We start from the raw sequence: 16,588 nt of genomic DNA on the forward strand, positions 1-16,588 counted from the left end.
TAAAGTGAAATCCTTCAGAACGACCAGCGCAGATTAGCGTTAACCGAGTTGACGCGGGTGTCCGCACCATATTGTCCCTGATAACCCACATCCAGCGTCGCAGCACGCGACAGCTGTACGCTCACGCCGATATCACCCACCATCACGTCCTCATCTACGGCCTGCCCCTGAGTAATGAACGCGTCGCTGCCCGCAAACGCCATGCGCGAAGAGGTATTCTTATCGCCATACGCGTGCTGCCATCCCAGCGAACCGTAGAGGTTAACGTTCTTCGGCAGTTCGGTCATACCGCGCACCCCGAGGGTGGAATAGAAGGTGTTCATCGTTTCGTTACGTACGCTCAGCGCGGCGGCACCGCCGTCCTCCCTGAAGCTGTCGGTATGCAGTCGAATGTACGATAAATTGACGAACGGCTCGAGATTCATATCAGGCTGGCCGAAACGGTAGCCCGCTTCGGTGAACGCCAGCAGCGAGTTGGCGTCGTAATCCGACTTCAGCCGATCCGAGAAGCCGCTGAAATCAACGTTGCGCTCGCCTTCGATCTTGTGCCAGGTGTAACCAAGCGCGCCGCGAAGGGAGAACGCATCCTGTTGACCAGCCGCATACAGGCCAAGGTGATAGTTGTCGGTATCCGTTGAGGAACGACGGCTGTCGACGTCGTAATCACCGCGGCTGTAGCCGAAGTAGCCACCGACGCGCACGTTATGGTCCGACAGCTTGCGATCTGCCCCCAGCAGGAAGCCGGTGGTGTTGCCGTCCAGCTTGCCCACGTTACCGTCGCCGCTGTTTCGGCTCCAGGAGCTGAAGGTCTGGCCCCAGACGCCACTGTTTTGCGGCTCCGGCTGCTGCACCAGCGACATCGCTAGCGGTGGTATCGGCAGGCTGTCGTTATCAAACGCGCGCTGCATACGCTGGTTTAAGACGTTAACCACCTGCGTGCTGCCGGCGATAAGACTGGACTGCACGGACGGATAAACTTCACCGGACAGCTGGTTGAACGCCTCGCGCGCTTCCGGCGCGCTCAGCACCAGCAGCGAGTTATACAGCGCCAGCGACGGGCCGCTTTGCGTCAGCGTGGAGAGCGCACCGGCGGTATTCCATTGGTTGCTGCTCCTGGCCACGGTCTGGAAAATCCCCGGCTTGCCGCTGCCCGGGTTTTCACCGCCAGGATTCTCACTGCCCGGGTTTTCTCCACCCGGGTTCTCACCACCTGGGTTCTCACCACCCGGGTTTTCGCCTCCGGGGTTCTCTCCTCCTGGATTTTCACCGCCAGGGTTTTCGCCTCCAGGATCCTCACCGCCGGTCTCTTTCTGCGCGATGGTCAGATCGACGGCGTTGGTGCTCTGCCTGAGCGCCACGTCCAGGAAGGCGGATTTAGATATCGCCGACGCAAACTCGCCGTCAATCCCGCCGTTCGACGTCAAAATGCGGTAGCTTTGGCCCGTTTTGTAGCTGGTTTGCGGGTCCAGTGCGGTGACCTGTACCTTAGCCTGATTGCTGATGGTGGTTTTGCCCGACACCAGCAGCTGGTCGCTGCGGCCATCTCCCGCGATATCTACGTCATAAAAAGATTCGCCGATAAAGTTCAGATAGCGTTTCAGCGTCAACGTGCCGATATTGCCGTCGCCGGGCGAGATATGCCCGCCGGACAGGATCTCGGTCTGGCCCAGCGTGCCGTTACCGCCCAGCGTGCCGCCGGCCTTGATTGACGCGGCGCTACTGTAGCCTTGTCCGTTGTTAACGTCGGATCCCGCCGTTGCGTTGAGGATCAGCGTGCCGCCGTTCTCCGCGCTTAGCGTCTGGACGTCAAAAATATCGTCTTCTGGCCGGGTGTTAATATTGCTGGCAATGATGACTTTACCGCCCCGCGCGGTTACGTTCGCCTGAAGGGCTGAAAGATCGCCGTTCAGCGTCGTCTGCCCGGAGGTGTTGATCACATCCCCTTCGCCGCTCATCGTGTTGCTGAAGACGTAATCGTCGTCGGTATGGTTGAAGTAGACATAGCTGCCGAACAGCCCGCCGCGCAGGCTGATTGCCGTCTTCGCATCAAGGGTTCCCGCGCCGCCCGCCGTGCCGGGCGTTGGCTCCGTTATACCCGTGCCGGTATCCATGTTGCCGCGGCTGCCGATGATGAGCGCACCCCGGTTCGAGCCGGAACCCGATGTCCCCACGATCAGCGTATTGCTGCCTGCGGAAAATGAACCGCCGTCAATAACCGACAGCACGCCGTTGCCATAATCACCCACGCTAACGCTGCTGTCGCTGGTAAAGCGCGAGTCTTTGCCCGCAATCACCAGCTCAGCGGTTTTCCCTGCCCCGGAGACGCCCGCCACCTGCACGCCGCCAACGTTAACCGCTCCGCCGTCCAGCACGTCCAGGTCGCCATTAAGCGTCAACGTACGGCCAACGTTCCACTGTGAGCCGCTCCCGGTGACGGTGGCTTTCGGGCTCAGCGTGTCGGCTTCATCCGGCCCGGTACCATTACCGATGCGCGCATCGTAGGCGGTATTGAGCGCCGCGCCGTTCTCAATTGCCAGCGTGGAGCGTGCGCCCAGATCGGTGCCTACGCTCAGAAAGTTACTGGTCACGCGAGAGCCGGCACCCGTGGCGATAAGGTGGCTGTCGTAGCCCCGGGTGGTGCCGACAACGATCTCCTTTGCGCTTGCCAGCGCGCCCTCTTCGACTCGCAGGGTGCCGAGCCCGAGATTCAGGTCGCCGCGCAGGACGTACCGATCGTTCACCGCGTTAAGCTCCGCGTTTGGCCCACGGACCGTGACCACGCTTTCATAAATCTGGCCGTCGAACAGCCGACCGATATTGATGTTATAGGCGGTGATTTTGCCATTATCGATCAGCAGGTTTCCGCGTTGATTACGTCCAACGTAAACATCGCCGGTGTAACCCAGCGTTTCGGTAATACGCGAGTCGCCGTCAAAAAATGCATCGGCTGCACGCGCGACGTCGGCAGGTAAAAGCAATAACAGCGGCGCGGAAAATAGGGCGAGGTAAAGTCTGGAAAGCGGCGTCTTAACCGCTAAAGAATGCGATGTAGAGTTATTCACGGGCTATCTCCGTACTCATTAGCGTGATGTCGGGAAAATCGTTTTTATATGAAAACTCAGATACGTCAGATAACGTAAAAGGCGTTATTTATGTACGCCTTTTGCTGTGGCGTTAATTATTTATGTGTGACAACAGGTGTACAGGTTGGCGCGCTAAGCGTCGGTGCGGATCCTAAAATTCCCGGCATCATCATCGATGAGCAATCGAAAATACGCCCTTTTTCCGTCGTCGCGCGATAAGAGAGTTTTTGTCCTCCCAGCGCGTCCGGCTGGGCGCCATTAACGTTGGTCACGGTTATTTCATCCGATGAGCCCAGCCCCAGCATTTTAGCGGTCTCCGCCTGCAGGAGTGGAATAGCCTGATCGGTTTTTAGCGTGGAACAACCGGCTAGCATCAACGTAATGGTTAAAAAGAGCAGCGATTTTTTCATAAATTATCCTTTATATCCAATCAGTTAATTTCACTGATTGTATTTAAGTTCTCAATTACCCAAATCAGCGAATAATATATTTCTCTTTCCTAATCGAAAAAACCCTCCTAAAGTAGGGTGGGTAGATAATAATTCATCCGAACTCTCAGATATGCGAAGGTCAAAGGAGGACCCCTTGGGACAGAATTATGCGCTGGTCGTTGATGACCATCCATTGGTAGCAAGCGGCATCGCCAATTTTCTGATTACACATTGCCAGTTTAAGCAGGCGTGCGTGGTGACGAATGAGGAAGATTGCTACCGTCAAATTAGGGATACTGGCCCGCCACGCTTGCTGGTAATCGATTTTTGGCTCTCGTCCGGAACGGCCCTGAAATTACTTAAAGAAATAAAACAACTTTACCCACAGGTACGACTCCTGGTGGTCAGCGGGGATGACAATAATGATCTCTGGCGGAAAGTGCATGCCGCCGGTGGGCACGGTTTTGTATTGAAAAGCGAGCCGCCTGAAATGTTCTCACGGGCCGTTTTCGCACTCGCTGATAATTTAACCTGGTTTCCTGAGGGAGACGAAATTCCCGTTAAGTCGACCAGTGAGAAGTTAAGTAAATTTAACTTAACGCCGCGACAAATTGACGTGTTAAATATGATTATGCGCGGCCTGCCAAATAAAAGAATCGCCGCACAGCTTTCAATTTCTGAGCCCACGGTAAAAGAACACATCAGCAATATTTTGAAAAAGATAGGTGTTAACAGTCGGGTCGAAGCCATCACGCTTTTGCATGGCAAACAGGAATCATCCGAATGAGGTTTTTCCAGCGTTTACAAAACGATGTTATCTCTGCTCCGGCGCAGATCCGTTTGCTAAACAATACATTTCTACGGCTGGTATTCAGCTTTAGCGCGGTACCCTTTGTCGGTATTCCTTTCGCCATCTGGATTTATATGCTTGGGGACAGCCTCGGCCCAACCATTACCTGGATAATCATTTATCTGCTATGTGCTGTGGCGATACGAATATTGCACCGGCGCTATCAGCGCGAAGCGAAAGAAAATGTTGAAAAGGACGTCCTGCGGCGCTGGCTTCCGCGTATTAATAATATCGCCTTTATTCACGGGCTGGGCATTTCATCACTCTATTTAATTACGCCACAGACGCAGAACTTTGACTTTTTCCTGCTGCTTAATATCAGCATTGCCGCCATCGTTGCCGCCAACGCAACGCATCTGACGCCGGTCATCAGCACCTTTACGCGTTTTTTCTTCGCCTCGTGGGGCGTGCTGAACCTCGGTATTATCTGGCGGCTGGATGAGCTGATGTTCATTGTGCTTATGCTGAACCTGCTTTACGGCTTCGCGATTTACCGCCATGCGTTAACGTCACACGCGTTCTTTATTCAGCAGGCGCTGCTTGAGGAAAAAAGCTCACGCCTGGCGGAGCAGTTTCGTCAGGCCAAAGAGGACGCGGAGCAGGCGCTGCTGGATAAAAATCAGTTTCTGACAACCGCCAGCCACGATCTGCGCCAGCCCGTGCACGCTATGGGCTTTCTGATCGAAGCCATCCTCCACCGAAACCGGGACGACAGCCTGACGCCGCAACTCCTTGACCTGCAGCAGAGCGTTCGCTCGGTACATTTGATGCTCAATTCTCTGCTCGATCTCAGCAAAATAGAATCCGGGAATGTACTCTCTGCCCCTACCAAAGTGGATATCGGCGCTCTGCTCGACTCGGTCATCACGCTGTTTCGCGAAGAGGCCAACAGCCGCGCACTTAGGCTGTGCACCCGGCGGCCCAAACGCCGCATCTGCGTGACAGGCGATCCGCTTCTGGTGCGACAGTCCCTGATTAACCTGATTCAAAACGCCCTTCGCTACACGCTCAAGGGCGGCGTTCTGGTCGCCATCCGACCGCGCGGCGAGGAGTGTATGGTGGAGGTGTGGGACACGGGGGTCGGTATCGCCGATGATGAGAAAGGCAAAATCTTTTCACCTTACTACCGCCCCGAGCTGGCATGGAAGATCGACAGCGCCGGACACGGGCTGGGGCTGGCCGTAGTCGCCCGCTGTGCCAAGCTGATGAAGGTGAAGTACGGGATGCAATCCATTGAAGGTAAAGGCTCACGCTTCTGGATGCGCTTCACCCAATATGCTGGCGAAGACATCGCGCCGGATATCCCGCCCGCCAGCGACAACACCGCCACGCCGGTACGCTATGCGCCGCTGCACGGCTCCTGCCTGGTCGTCGATGACGACCCGCTGGTGACGTCTGCCTGGGAGAGCCTGATGAGCGTCTGGGGAATCAACGTGCGCTGTGCGGCCTCCGCTGAAGAAGCATTTGCCATAATCGACGACGGCTTTACGCCGTTCGCCGTGCTGTGCGACCAGCGTCTGCGATCCGGCGAAAGCGGCTTCGACATCCTGAAAGCGCTTTTTGAACGCCTGCCGGATATGAGCGGCGCGATAGTCAGCGGCGAATTTAATTCACCGGTTCTGCTGGAGGCGGAGCAGGAAGGGTACCTGGTGCTCCGCAAGCCTCTCGAGCCGGCTAAACTGCATGCGCTGCTGACGCAGTGGTCGGGGGGGAATGGATAAAAACGTGGCTGCGGGTTTACGTTGATTGAGCGGGGGGCAAGTTAAGGCATTACGGAAGGATTGGCGGGCTTAGAAAGCAAAAACCCGCCACGAGGGCGGGTTCTTTAAATAGTGGTGCCCGGACTCGGAATCGAACCAAGGACACGGGGATTTTCAATCCCCTGCTCTACCGACTGAGCTATCCGGGCAACGGGGCGCATTAAACCCGATTCATCCTCCGTCGTCAACGAAATTTGTTGTTTTCGTTGCAGACTGCACACTCTCTCACCATTTCGCCGCAAACTTAAGCGAAAAAGTGCGTCCAGAGCGCGGAAAGGGGCATTGCGAGCAGCAGGGCAGGGAGCATATTTACCACCGCGAACATTTTGATCCCGCAGATGCGCAGCCCCGTTGCCAGCAGCAGCAGGCCACCGACGGCGGTAAAGTCCGCCATCATCGCCGGTGTGGTCAGCGGCAGGATCAGCGCGGCGCAGGCGGCAAGCGCCAGCTGGATAAGCAGCATCGGCACACTAATCGCGGCGACGGCGATGCCGAGCGTGGTGGCAAAAATCGTGGCGGTGAAGAAATCCAGAAATGCCTTCGCAATCAGGATGCTGGGGTCACCGGTCATCCCTTCCTGCATCGAACCGAATATTCCCGTCCCGCTGGCGCAGAACAGAATAATTATCGCGACGTAGTTCTGAATAAACGATTCATGGGTGCCGTGTTTCGCCTTGCCCGGCCGGGCAATCAGGTTTTTGGCCTTGCCTACCGCGCTGTTGATGCCTTTTTCCAGATAGCAAAACTCGCCTATCAGGGCGCCGAGCAGCGTTGCCAGCACCATTACCGGCAGGTTGGCGCATTTAATCACTAACAGGATGCCGATCCCTAAAGATGCCAGTCCAAAAATAGAGGGCATAGAAACCCGAATACGCTCCGGCAATCGCTGACTGAGCACCGCTCCGAGTACGCCGCCCAGCAGTACGGCTCCCGCGTTGATAAAGGGTCCAATAACCACGTTTAACTCCTGTTATTTAAGCATTGGCATTGCATGATTATGGCACGTCTGTGCCTGATTACGCTTAGCTTTGGGAGGCGAAATGCATACTGATTCCTTGTTGCACCTGAAAATAAAAGGTGACATGATTGCGCGAATTTTCTCCTCCCTGTCTCACCGTTCGGTGAGGGTACTTGCGCTTATGAAAACCATGAAAATTGCCGTCAGCCGCGAGCTGGTATCCACAGTATCTACCCACCGCGAAAAGGTGACGCTGGATAACACCGATTTTACCGATGTGGCGGCAGTCGTCATGACGGTCGCGGAAAGCGGGAGCGGCATTCTTGCGCTGCTGAAGCGAACCGGTTTTCAGCTACCGGTGTTTATGTTCTCGCCGGAGTCAGGGAAGGTACCTGATGGCGTCACGGCGGTTATCTCGGGTAAAGCACAGGAATTCCTGGAAGTAGAATCTGCCGCATGCCGGTATGAAGAGAACCTGCTGCCGCCTTTTTTTGACACCCTGAGCCAGTATGTCGCGATGGGCAACAGCACCTTTGCCTGTCCGGGACACCAGCACGGCGCGTTTTTCAAAAAGCATCCCGCCGGGCGGCAGTTTTATGATTTCTTCGGTGAGAACGTGTTTCGCGCCGATATGTGCAACGCCGACGTCAGGCTCGGGGATTTGCTGATCCACGAAGGGTCCGCCAAGCACGCGCAGAAGTTCGCGGCGAAAGTCTTTAATGCGGATAAAACCTACTTCGTGCTCAACGGCACCTCCGCTGCCAACAAGGTGGTGACCAACGCGCTGCTGACCCGCGGCGATCTGGTGCTGTTCGATCGTAACAACCACAAGTCCAACCATCACGGCGCGCTGATCCAGGCCGGGGCAACGCCAGTCTATCTTGAGGCGGCGCGTAACCCGTTTGGCTTTATCGGCGGGATTGACGAACACTGCTTTGACGATGCTTACCTGCGCAATCTGATCCGCGACGTTGCGCCGGATAAAGCCGCCGCGGCGCGCCCGTTTCGCCTGGCCATTATTCAGCTCGGCACCTACGACGGCACGATCTACAACGCCCGTCAGGTGATCGACAGGATCGGCCATCTTTGCGATTACATCCTCTTTGACTCCGCCTGGGTTGGCTACGAGCAATTTATCCCGATGATGGCGGAAACGTCTCCGCTCCTGCTGGAGCTGAACGAGAACGATCCGGGCATTTTCGTGACCCAGTCGGTGCACAAGCAGCAGGCCGGGTTCTCGCAAACCTCGCAGATCCATAAAAAGGATAACCACATACGCGGTCAGGCGCGCTTCTGCCCGCACAAGCGGCTGAACAACGCGTTTATGCTGCACGCCTCCACCAGCCCGTTTTATCCCCTGTTCGCCGCGCTGGACGTGAACGCCAAGATCCACGAAGGCGAAAGCGGGCGCAGGCTGTGGGCAGAGTGCGTGGAGCTGGGCATCGAAGCGCGCAAGGCGATCGTGGCGAACTGCCATATGATCAAACCGTTTATTCCGCCGACGGTGGCGGGGCGTCCGTGGCAGGATCATCCGACTCACGCCATCGCCAGCGAGCGTCGCTTCTTTAGCTTTGAGCCGGGCGCAAAATGGCACGGGTTTGAGGGCTATGCCCGCGAGCAGTACTTCGTCGATCCGTGCAAGCTGCTGCTGACCACGCCGGGCATTGATGCGGAAACGGGGGCGTACGCGGATTTCGGTATCCCGGCGACCATTCTGGCGCACTATCTGCGTGAAAACGGCATCGTGCCGGAGAAATGCGACCTCAACTCGATCCTGTTCCTGCTGACGCCGGCCGAGAGCGCCGGGAAGATGGCGCAGCTGGTAGCGATGCTGGGGCAATTTGAACAGCATATTGAAGACGACACGCCGCTCGCGGACGTGCTGCCGACCATCTACCAGAAATACCCGGTGCGTTACCGCGACTACACTATCCGGCAGCTGTGCCAGGAGATGCACGATCTCTACGTCAGCTTTAACGTGAAGGATTTGCAGAAGGCGATGTTCCGCCGGGAGAGCCTGCCCGCCGCGGTGATGAACCCGCAGGACGCCAACCAGGAGTACATTCGCGGAAACGTGGAGCTGGTGCGCATTCGCGACGCGGAAGGGCGCATCGCCGCCGAAGGCGCGCTGCCGTATCCGCCGGGCGTGCTGTGCGTGGTGCCGGGCGAAGTCTGGGGTGGCGCGGTGCAGCGCTATTTCCTGGCGCTGGAGGAGGGCATTAATATGCTGCCGGGCTTCTCACCGGAGCTGCAGGGTGTGTACAGCGAGAAGGACGCCGACGGGATTAAGCGGCTGTATGGGTATGTGTTGAGATAGTGCGGGCTGTTGCCCTCACCCTAACCCTCTCCCACAGGGAGAGGGAACTTTTCTTCAAACCGCACTACGTTTATACATCCTCCTCGGATGCCCAATCTTCCCGTACAGCATCTCCACGCTCAGAAAGCCCACCTCCACGCAGTGCTCCAGGTAGCGTCGGGTGGTGGTTTTACTCAGTCCCGTCTCGCTCACCACCTCATCCACCGTAAAACAGTGCGCCGCCTTGTTGTTAAACAGCGTCTGCACCCGCGCCAGCGTATTCTCCTCAATCCCTTTGCTGCCGTTGTCCAGGCGGTAGTTTTTCGCCTGTAACTGATAGAGTGAATCCACGTTCTGCTGATCGACAATTTTCCACACGCGCTGCTGTTCGGCAAACTGTACGAAGCGCTCCAGCGACTGGCTGAGACGCTTCCAGGAAACCGGCTTGAGGATATAGTCGAACGCGCCGTTACGAATAGCCTGGCTACAGGTCCCCATATCGCTGGCGGCGGTGATGAAAATCATCGAGCAGTTGGCGCGTGCCAGCATGGGGTCGCTGACTAGCGTGATGCCCTTACCGTCGGGCAGGTAGTTATCCAGCAGCATCAGCTGCGGCCGTTTGCTCTCCAGCTGAACCTGCGCGTCGGCCAGCGACGAGGCAATCCCCACCAGCCTCAGGCGAGGGTGTTTACCGATCAGCTCCGCGTGCAGTTGCGCCAGTTCGTTCTCGTCTTCAACAATCAGTACGTCGATAAGTTCATGTTGCATAGTCGGTATCTTCCAGTTCCTGTGCGGGGTGCCGGGCCGTTCCCGTGGCGGGAATAAACAGTGAGAAAATGGCACCGCGTGGGGTGTTATCGGCAACTTCGATTGCGCCGCCAGCCTGTGTGACATAGCTTTCAATCAGATACAGGCCAATACCGTGATCGCCGCGCGTTTTGGTGGTGATGCCGCGCTCAAATATCCTGTCGCGGATCTCCGGTCTGATGCCGACGCCCTGGTCGGCGACTTCGATAATCAATTCCTGCGCGCTGAGCTTTATCAGCACTTCAACCGGCGCATGGGGAAGCGGGGCCCGCTGGGTTGCCTCGATGGCATTATCCAGCAGGTTACCGATGATCGAGATAAGCTCCGATTCCGGCAGCGGCAGGAACGGCTTATCCATCCGGCAGGCCGGATCGAATCTCAGCTCAACGCCCTTCTCGCGGGCGCGGGCGGCCTTGCCGAGCAGCAGCCCGCACAGCGTTGGGGAGCTAAAGCGGGACGAGATAAAGTCCAGAAGCTCCTGGGCATGCTCCGACTGCGCCTGAATGTAGCGAATCGCCTCTTCATAACGGCCCATGTGCAGCAGGCCAGAAAGCGTGGTCATGCGGTTCAACTGCTCGTGACGCATGATGCGCAGGTTATCGACGTAGCGTTTTACCTGGCTGAGCTGGGCGCTGAGGGAGTCGATCTCGTTGCGATCGCGGAAGGTGATAACCCAGCCCTGCAAAACATCCTCCAGCATGATCCGCACCCGGCTGGCAATGACCGTGAGATCGTTAAAGCGGCAGATCTCATCGTGGGTGTCTTTCGCAAGCATGGTCTGCGGGTTGAAGAACGGTACGGGCGCGATCACCCGGCCGATGGGCTGGCCGCGCAGCTCGCGCGCGGGCTGGCTTAGGCCTAACAGCTTGCGTGCCGCCTGGTTGATCACTTCAATGCGCAGATCGTCATCTATGGCTATCACCCCTTCATAAATGGATTCCATCATCGCCTTTTGCTGGCGCACCAGCAGGCCGATTTCGCGTGGCTCAAGGGAGAAGATCTGCTTCTTAATACTGCGGGTGAAGAACCAGGAGAAGACAAACAGAGCGATAAGCAGCAGGACGGCGGCAATCAGAATATTGACCACCTTGTTGACGGTGATGGTGTCGAGATAGCTCGTGAGATACCCCACCGAAACAATGCCCACCACCTGTCCGGCATCGTTGAAAATGGGGGCTTTGCTGCGCAGTGAAATGCCTAAACCGCCCTTGCGGATGGTGGTGGTGCTTTTGCCGTGCAACACCTCGTCGTTATCCCCACCCACCAGGGTGGTGCCTACGCGGTCGGCAAAGACGGAGTGAAAAAGATGCAGCCCTTTATTGTCACCTACCACAATAAAACTGGCATCGCTGTGGGCCGCTATTTTCTGCATAAAATTCCGGATACCCTGGATATCCTTTTGCTCAACCTCTTTTCGCAGCGTAGGAATAAGCGCAATTTCTTCTGCCTGTATTTTTGCGCGCGCACTCATTTCCTGATAAAGCTGCCTGCCGACATCGACATAATAATATCCGCCCAGCAACGCAAACAGCACTGAGAAAAAGACGACCAGCGAAATAAACAGCTTGATCTGAAACGATACTTTCATAACTATCACGCGAGGTATCAACAGGTCGGCCCAATATATCATCTTTTAAGACGAGGGCGCCCGCTTTGCCGAAAACTTGTGATCCCTTGCACAGCACGGCCCGTACAAGAATTTTCCTAAAAAGGTGAACTGCTTAAGGCAAAATGAATAAATGTTATTTGTTTGTGCATTTAAGAAAAGAAACCATAAAAACCACGGCAATAAATAAGGCGTAAATCACATTAAATAAAAGAAACCATTAAAACCATAGCTGCCATTAAAACTTCGCTTTTAATATGCCATTCCTCACATAAAGTAAGCCTTTGTGACTCTAAGCTGAACGCACAAAATAACTAAGGGGCTTATTATGAGCACAACTGACGATTCATTCTCTGTTACCCACGACCCGATTGATATTCAGCGGCCAACGCTTAAAGAGCGCTGGTGGCATATTATGGATACCTGGAAAGTCGGGATTATTCCTCTGCCGCTGTTCGTGCTGGCGGGCGCGCTGATTGCGATTGATTGCCTGGGCGGAAAACTGCCGAGCGACATTGTGGTGATGGTCGCAACGCTCGCCTTCTTCGGCTTTGCCTGCGGCGAATTTGGCAAGCGCCTGCCGATTGTCGGCAAGCTCGGCGCGGCGGCGATTTGCGCCACCTTTATCCCTTCCGCACTGGTCTATTACGGCCTGCTGCCGGACGTGGTGGTCGAGTCCACCACTAAGTTCTACAAATCCACCAACATTCTCTATCTCTACATCTGCTGCATTATTGTCGGCAGCATCATGAGCATGAACCGTACGGTGCTGATTCAGGGCTTCCTGCGCATCTTCTTCCCGATGCTGTGCGGCGAAATCGTCGGCATGGTGGCAGGGATGGGCGTCGGCCTGGCGCTGGGCCTTGAGCCGTTCCAGATCTTCTTCTTCATCATCCTGCCGATCATGGCGGGCGGCGTCGGGGAAGGTGCGATCCCGCTCTCAATCGGCTATGCCACCCTGCTGCACATGGATCAGGGCGTGGCGCTCGGCCGCGTGCTGCCGATGGTGATGCTCGGCGGCCTGACGGCAATCATTATCTCCGGCTGCCTGAACCAGCTGGGGAAACGCTACCCGCACCTGACCGGCGAAGGCCAGCTGATGCCGAACCGCGCGAACGCGGATGCCACCGTTTCTCAACCTGCGTTTTCCGGTAAAGCGGACGTCACCACCATCGCCTCCGGCGCGCTGCTGGCGGTGCTGCTGTATATGCTCGGCATGCTCGGCCACAAGCTGATTGGCCTGCCCGCGCCGGTTGGGATGCTGTTTATGGCGGTGCTGGTGAAGCTCTGCAACGGCGCCTCGCCGCGCCTGCTCGAAGGCTCCCAGGTGGTCTACAAATTCTTCCAGACATCCGTGACCTATCCAATCCTCTTTGCCGTCGGCGTGGCCATCACCCCGTGGCATGAGCTGGTCGCGGCGTTCACCGTCAGCAACCTGCTGGTGATTATCAGCACCGTTTCCGCGCTGGTGGCGACAGGCTTCTTCGTCGGCAAAAAGATCGGCATGCACCCGATTGACGTCGCCATCGTCTCCTGCTGTCAGAGCGGGCAGGGCGGTACCGGCGACGTGGCGATCCTGACCGCAGGCAACCGCATGAGCCTGATGCCCTTCGCCCAGATTGCTACCCGTATCGGCGGCGCGATTAACGTCTCTGTCTCGCTGCTGATTCTGGGCAACTTCCTCGTTTAAGTATTCAGGAAATAACAATGAAACTCGCAAGCTTTTTATATCAGGGAAAACGCAGCTACGGCATCGTCCAGGCCGACGGCGTGATTGATTTAGGCCGCCGTCTCGGCGACCGCTACGGCGACCTCAAGGCGCTGCTGCAGGGCAACGGGCTGGCGCAGGCCACCCGTTATCTGAACGACGCGGTGGACGTGCCGATGAGCGCCATCACCTTCTTGCCGGTGATCGTGCAGCCGGAAAAAATCCTCTGCGTGGGCATGAACTACGCCGACAAGCGCAAGGAGTTTGACCAGCATAACCCGGCCCCGACGCTGTTTGTCCGCTTCCCGGATTCCCAGACCGGCCATAACGAGCCGGTGCTGAAGCCGCGCCACTCCAGCGAGTTCGACTACGAAGGCGAGCTGGCGGTGATCATCGGCAAGGGCGGGGAGAACATCAGCCGCGACGACGCCCTGCGCCACGTGGCGGGCTATAGCTGCTACATGGACGGCTCCGCCCGCGACTGGCAGCACACCTGGTTTACGGCCGGTAAAAACTGGCGCCAGACCGGGGCGTTTGGCCCGTGGATGGCGACGGCGGATGAGATCCCGGACCCGCACCAGCTTGCGATCCGCACCTGGCTGAACGGCCGCATGGTGCAGGAAGATAACACCAGCAGCATGATCCACAAGGTTGCGGAGCTGATCGAGTACATCAGCACCTTCACCCGCCTCAGCCCGGGCGACGTGATCATCACCGGCTCCCCCGGCGGCGTGGGTAAAAAGCGCAACCCGCCGCTGTTTATGAAGGAGGGGGATCGCATCGAGGTAGAGATTGAGCATATCGGTCATCTGAGCAACGTGATCGTGGAAGCGCCGGCCGTCGGGCTCGCGGCGGCACACTGAGCAAGGCGGCAGCATGAAATCGCACCCCATCGATTTTCGCCACACGCTGGTGGCGAAACACCCGGAGCGCTTAAGCCAGATCCGTTATCTGCTGGCAGACAGCGGCCTTGGCCTGGACAACGACATTACCCTGTTTGTCGAAGCCTGGTCCGGCCCGCAGCTGGTGGGCTGCGCAGGGCTTGCCGCCAACGTCATCAAATGCGTGGCGGTCAACGAGCAGCTGCGCGGGGAAAACCTCAGCGCGCGGCTGCTGGCAGAGGTGGAAAACGCGGCGCTGGAGCGCGGCCATTTTCACCTCTTCCTCTGCACCCGACCGTGCAACGGCGAGCGTTTTGCCCGCAGCGGCTTCTGGCCGATTGCCCGGAGCGGAAACAACGCCGTGCTGATGGAGAACACCCCACAGGGGATAGAGCGCTACTGCCGTTCGCTTGCGGCGAAGCGCAGGTGCGGGGAGAACATTGGCGCGATAGTGATGAACGCCAATCCGTTCACCCTCGGCCACCGTCATCTGGTGGAGCAGGCGGCGACGCGGTGCGATGCGCTGCATCTGTTCGTGGTGCGTGAAGACGCGTCGTTCTTTCCGTTCAGCGCCCGCCTTGAGATGGTGCGCGCGGGCGTGGCGCATCTGCCGAACGTGGTGGTGCATGAAGGCTCGCAGTACATCATCTCCCGCGCCACCTTCCCGGCCTATTTTCTGAAGGAGACCGGCAAAGTGCAGCAGGCGTGGAGCGAGATCGACGTGCTGATCTTCCGGGACTTCATCGCGCCGGCGCTGGGCATTACCCATCGTTTTATCGGTTCAGAGCCGTTCTGCGACATCACCCGGCAGTACAACCAGACGCTGCACGACCTGCTGGCTTCGCATATTGAGGTGGTGGAGTTGCCGCGCATCAAGGCCGCCGGGAACGCCATTTCAGCCTCAGAAGTGCGCCGCTTGCTCAAGACGCAGCAGTTTTCGCGGATCCGGGAGATCGTCCCGGATTCCACCTTCGCGCACCTCGAAACGCATTACCGTGCGCGTGCGGAAGTCGCATAACTATCAGGAATTTATCATGAAAATTGTAAGGGAGGCGCTGGCCGGAACGCAGGAGTCCAGCGACCTGATGGTAAAAATCGCTCCCGCTCACGGCGAGCTGGAGATTGTCATCCACAGTGAAGTGATTAAGCAGTTTGGCGAGCAGATTCGCCAGGTGGTCAATGAAACATTGCGCGCCATGAACGTACGCCAGGGGCTCATCATTATTGAAGACAAAGGGGCGCTGGACTGTGTGATCCGCGCCCGCCTGCAAAGCGCGCTTCTGCGTGCCGCCGATGAACAGGCCATTAACTGGGAGGCGCTGAAATGAGCAAGCTCCGCCGCAGCATGCTGTTCCTGCCGGGCGCCAACGCCGCCATGCTTTCCACCGCGTTTATCTACCGTCCTGACTCCATCATGTTCGACCTGGAGGATGCCGTCGCCCTGCGCGAGAAGGATACCGCGCGCATGCTGGTGTTCCACGCGCTGCAGCACCCGATGTATCAGGATATCGAAACCGTGGTGCGCATTAACCCGCTCAGCACGCCGTTTGGCCTGCTGGATCTGGAAGCCGCCGTGCGGGCGGGCGTGGACGCGATCCGCCTGCCGAAGACTGACACTCCGGAGGATATTGACGAGCTGGAGGGCCACCTGGCGCGCATCGAGCGCGAGTGCGGCCGCGAGGTCGGCTCCACCCGCGTGATGGCGGCGATTGAATCGGCCATTGGCGTAATAAACGCCGTGGCGATTGCCCGCAGCTCCCCGCGCCTGATCGGCATCGCGCTGGCCGCCTTTGACTACGTGATGGACATGCAGACCGAGCGCGGCGACGGCACCGAGCTGTTCTACGCCCGCTGCGCCGTGCTGCACGCCGCCCGCGCCGCGGGCATTGACGCCTTCGACGTGGTCTGGTCAGACGTTAACGACGAGGCCGGATTCCTGCGCGAGGTCGACCTGATCCGCAGGATGGGCTTTAACGGCAAATCGTTGATTAACCCGCGCCAGATCGACCTGCTGCACAACGCCTACGCCCCAACGCAGGAAGAGGTGGAACACGCGAAGCGGGTGATTGAAGCGGCAGAAGAGGGCGAGCGTAACGGCCTCGGCGTGGTGTCGCTCAACGGCAAAATGGTGGATGCACCGATTATTAACCACGCGCAGGTGGTGCTCGAACGCGCGGCGGCCTCCGGCGTGCGTCGGTAAGGATGACA

The 16,588-nt window shown here is 57.6% G+C and carries 13 protein-coding genes and 1 tRNA gene; 8 read left to right on the forward strand and 6 right to left on the reverse strand.

Annotated features, from left to right (window positions below):
- Window positions 1-14: 14 nt before the first annotated feature.
- Both IM304_RS00960 and IM304_RS00965 read right to left on the reverse strand, forming a co-directional pair.
- The gene (locus IM304_RS00960) at window positions 15-3,062 is read right to left on the reverse strand and encodes an autotransporter outer membrane beta-barrel domain-containing protein (RefSeq protein WP_193354968.1); all 3,048 of its coding nucleotides are present in this window, start codon (window positions 3,060-3,062) and stop codon (window positions 15-17) included.
- Window positions 3,063-3,178: 116 nt separating this feature from the next.
- Window positions 3,179-3,493, reverse strand: coding sequence for a lipoprotein (locus tag IM304_RS00965; protein WP_148418491.1), 315 nt, complete (start codon window positions 3,491-3,493; stop codon window positions 3,179-3,181).
- A gap of 175 nt (window positions 3,494-3,668) precedes the next feature.
- Between IM304_RS00965 and IM304_RS00970 the strand changes: the two genes are divergently transcribed.
- Both IM304_RS00970 and IM304_RS00975 read left to right on the forward strand, forming a co-directional pair.
- The gene (locus IM304_RS00970) at window positions 3,669-4,301 is read left to right on the forward strand and encodes a response regulator transcription factor (RefSeq protein WP_148418492.1); all 633 of its coding nucleotides are present in this window, start codon (window positions 3,669-3,671) and stop codon (window positions 4,299-4,301) included.
- Entirely contained in the window at window positions 4,298-6,085 is a 1,788-nt protein-coding gene (locus IM304_RS00975; RefSeq protein WP_193354967.1) for a hybrid sensor histidine kinase/response regulator, read from the forward strand. Before IM304_RS00970 ends, IM304_RS00975 begins: the two co-directional genes overlap by 4 nt.
- A gap of 112 nt (window positions 6,086-6,197) precedes the next feature.
- Here the strand turns inward: IM304_RS00975 and IM304_RS00980 are convergent.
- Both IM304_RS00980 and IM304_RS00985 read right to left on the reverse strand, forming a co-directional pair.
- Window positions 6,198-6,273 (reverse strand) — tRNA-Phe (locus tag IM304_RS00980).
- Between the two features lie 95 nt (window positions 6,274-6,368).
- On the reverse strand, window positions 6,369-7,082 hold the full coding sequence (locus tag IM304_RS00985) for a DUF554 domain-containing protein (RefSeq protein ID WP_148418494.1): 714 nt from the start codon (window positions 7,080-7,082) through the stop codon (window positions 6,369-6,371).
- A gap of 181 nt (window positions 7,083-7,263) precedes the next feature.
- Here IM304_RS00985 and IM304_RS00990 point away from each other — a divergent pair, with 181 nt between their 5' ends.
- A complete protein-coding gene (locus tag IM304_RS00990) occupies window positions 7,264-9,399 on the forward strand; it encodes an ornithine decarboxylase (protein ID WP_193354966.1) in 2,136 nt (711 codons plus the stop codon).
- Window positions 9,400-9,453: 54 nt separating this feature from the next.
- Here IM304_RS00990 and IM304_RS00995 read toward each other — a convergent pair whose 3' ends face one another.
- Complete coding sequence (locus IM304_RS00995) at window positions 9,454-10,146, reverse strand: response regulator (protein ID WP_193354965.1); 693 nt, start codon at window positions 10,144-10,146, stop codon at window positions 9,454-9,456.
- Window positions 10,136-11,773, reverse strand: coding sequence for a sensor histidine kinase (locus tag IM304_RS01000; RefSeq protein ID WP_193354964.1), 1,638 nt, complete (start codon window positions 11,771-11,773; stop codon window positions 10,136-10,138). The genes IM304_RS00995 and IM304_RS01000 overlap by 11 nt, the downstream gene beginning before the upstream one ends.
- Window positions 11,774-12,119: 346 nt before the next feature.
- Here IM304_RS01000 and IM304_RS01005 point away from each other — a divergent pair, with 346 nt between their 5' ends.
- Genes IM304_RS01005 through citE form a run of 5 tightly spaced genes read left to right on the forward strand, consistent with a single transcriptional unit; the run spans window position 12,120 to window position 16,580 of the window.
- Window positions 12,120-13,481, forward strand: a complete 1,362-nt coding sequence (locus tag IM304_RS01005) for a 2-hydroxycarboxylate transporter family protein (RefSeq protein WP_193354963.1) — start codon at window positions 12,120-12,122, stop codon at window positions 13,479-13,481.
- A gap of 17 nt (window positions 13,482-13,498) precedes the next feature.
- A complete protein-coding gene (locus IM304_RS01010; protein ID WP_148418499.1) occupies window positions 13,499-14,362 on the forward strand; it encodes a fumarylacetoacetate hydrolase family protein in 864 nt (287 codons plus the stop codon).
- Between the two features lie 13 nt (window positions 14,363-14,375).
- Window positions 14,376-15,398, forward strand: coding sequence for a [citrate (pro-3S)-lyase] ligase (citC, locus tag IM304_RS01015; RefSeq protein ID WP_193354962.1), 1,023 nt, complete (start codon window positions 14,376-14,378; stop codon window positions 15,396-15,398).
- Between the two features lie 16 nt (window positions 15,399-15,414).
- On the forward strand, window positions 15,415-15,708 hold the full coding sequence (gene citD, locus IM304_RS01020; RefSeq protein ID WP_193354961.1) for a citrate lyase acyl carrier protein: 294 nt from the start codon (window positions 15,415-15,417) through the stop codon (window positions 15,706-15,708).
- Window positions 15,705-16,580 (forward strand): citrate (pro-3S)-lyase subunit beta, encoded by an 876-nt coding sequence (gene citE, locus IM304_RS01025; protein ID WP_176609506.1) that lies wholly within the window; start codon window positions 15,705-15,707, stop codon window positions 16,578-16,580. Before citD ends, citE begins: the two co-directional genes overlap by 4 nt.
- Window positions 16,581-16,588 lie beyond the last annotated feature (8 nt).

It is taken from the genome of Enterobacter cloacae complex sp. P40C2 (genome assembly GCF_014930695.1).
Classification (GTDB): Bacteria; Pseudomonadota; Gammaproteobacteria; order Enterobacterales; family Enterobacteriaceae; genus Enterobacter; species Enterobacter pasteurii.

What these genes read in the sequence shown, in the direction of transcription:
- IM304_RS00965 (WP_148418491.1), bottom strand. Translation starts at nt 3,493, where the DNA reads ATGAAAAAATCGCTGCTCTTTTTAACCATTACGTTGATGCTAGCCGGT.
- IM304_RS00975 (WP_193354967.1), top strand. Translation starts at nt 4,298, where the DNA reads ATGAGGTTTTTCCAGCGTTTACAAAACGATGTTATCTCTGCTCCGGCG.
- IM304_RS00990 (WP_193354966.1), top strand. Translation starts at nt 7,264, where the DNA reads ATGAAAACCATGAAAATTGCCGTCAGCCGCGAGCTGGTATCCACAGTA.
- IM304_RS00995 (WP_193354965.1), bottom strand. Translation starts at nt 10,146, where the DNA reads ATGCAACATGAACTTATCGACGTACTGATTGTTGAAGACGAGAACGAA.
- IM304_RS01000 (WP_193354964.1), bottom strand. Translation starts at nt 11,773, where the DNA reads ATGAAAGTATCGTTTCAGATCAAGCTGTTTATTTCGCTGGTCGTCTTT.
- IM304_RS01005 (WP_193354963.1), top strand. Translation starts at nt 12,120, where the DNA reads ATGAGCACAACTGACGATTCATTCTCTGTTACCCACGACCCGATTGAT.
- IM304_RS01010 (WP_148418499.1), top strand. Translation starts at nt 13,499, where the DNA reads ATGAAACTCGCAAGCTTTTTATATCAGGGAAAACGCAGCTACGGCATC.
- citC (WP_193354962.1), top strand. Translation starts at nt 14,376, where the DNA reads ATGAAATCGCACCCCATCGATTTTCGCCACACGCTGGTGGCGAAACAC.
- citD (WP_193354961.1), top strand. Translation starts at nt 15,415, where the DNA reads ATGAAAATTGTAAGGGAGGCGCTGGCCGGAACGCAGGAGTCCAGCGAC.
- citE (WP_176609506.1), top strand. Translation starts at nt 15,705, where the DNA reads ATGAGCAAGCTCCGCCGCAGCATGCTGTTCCTGCCGGGCGCCAACGCC.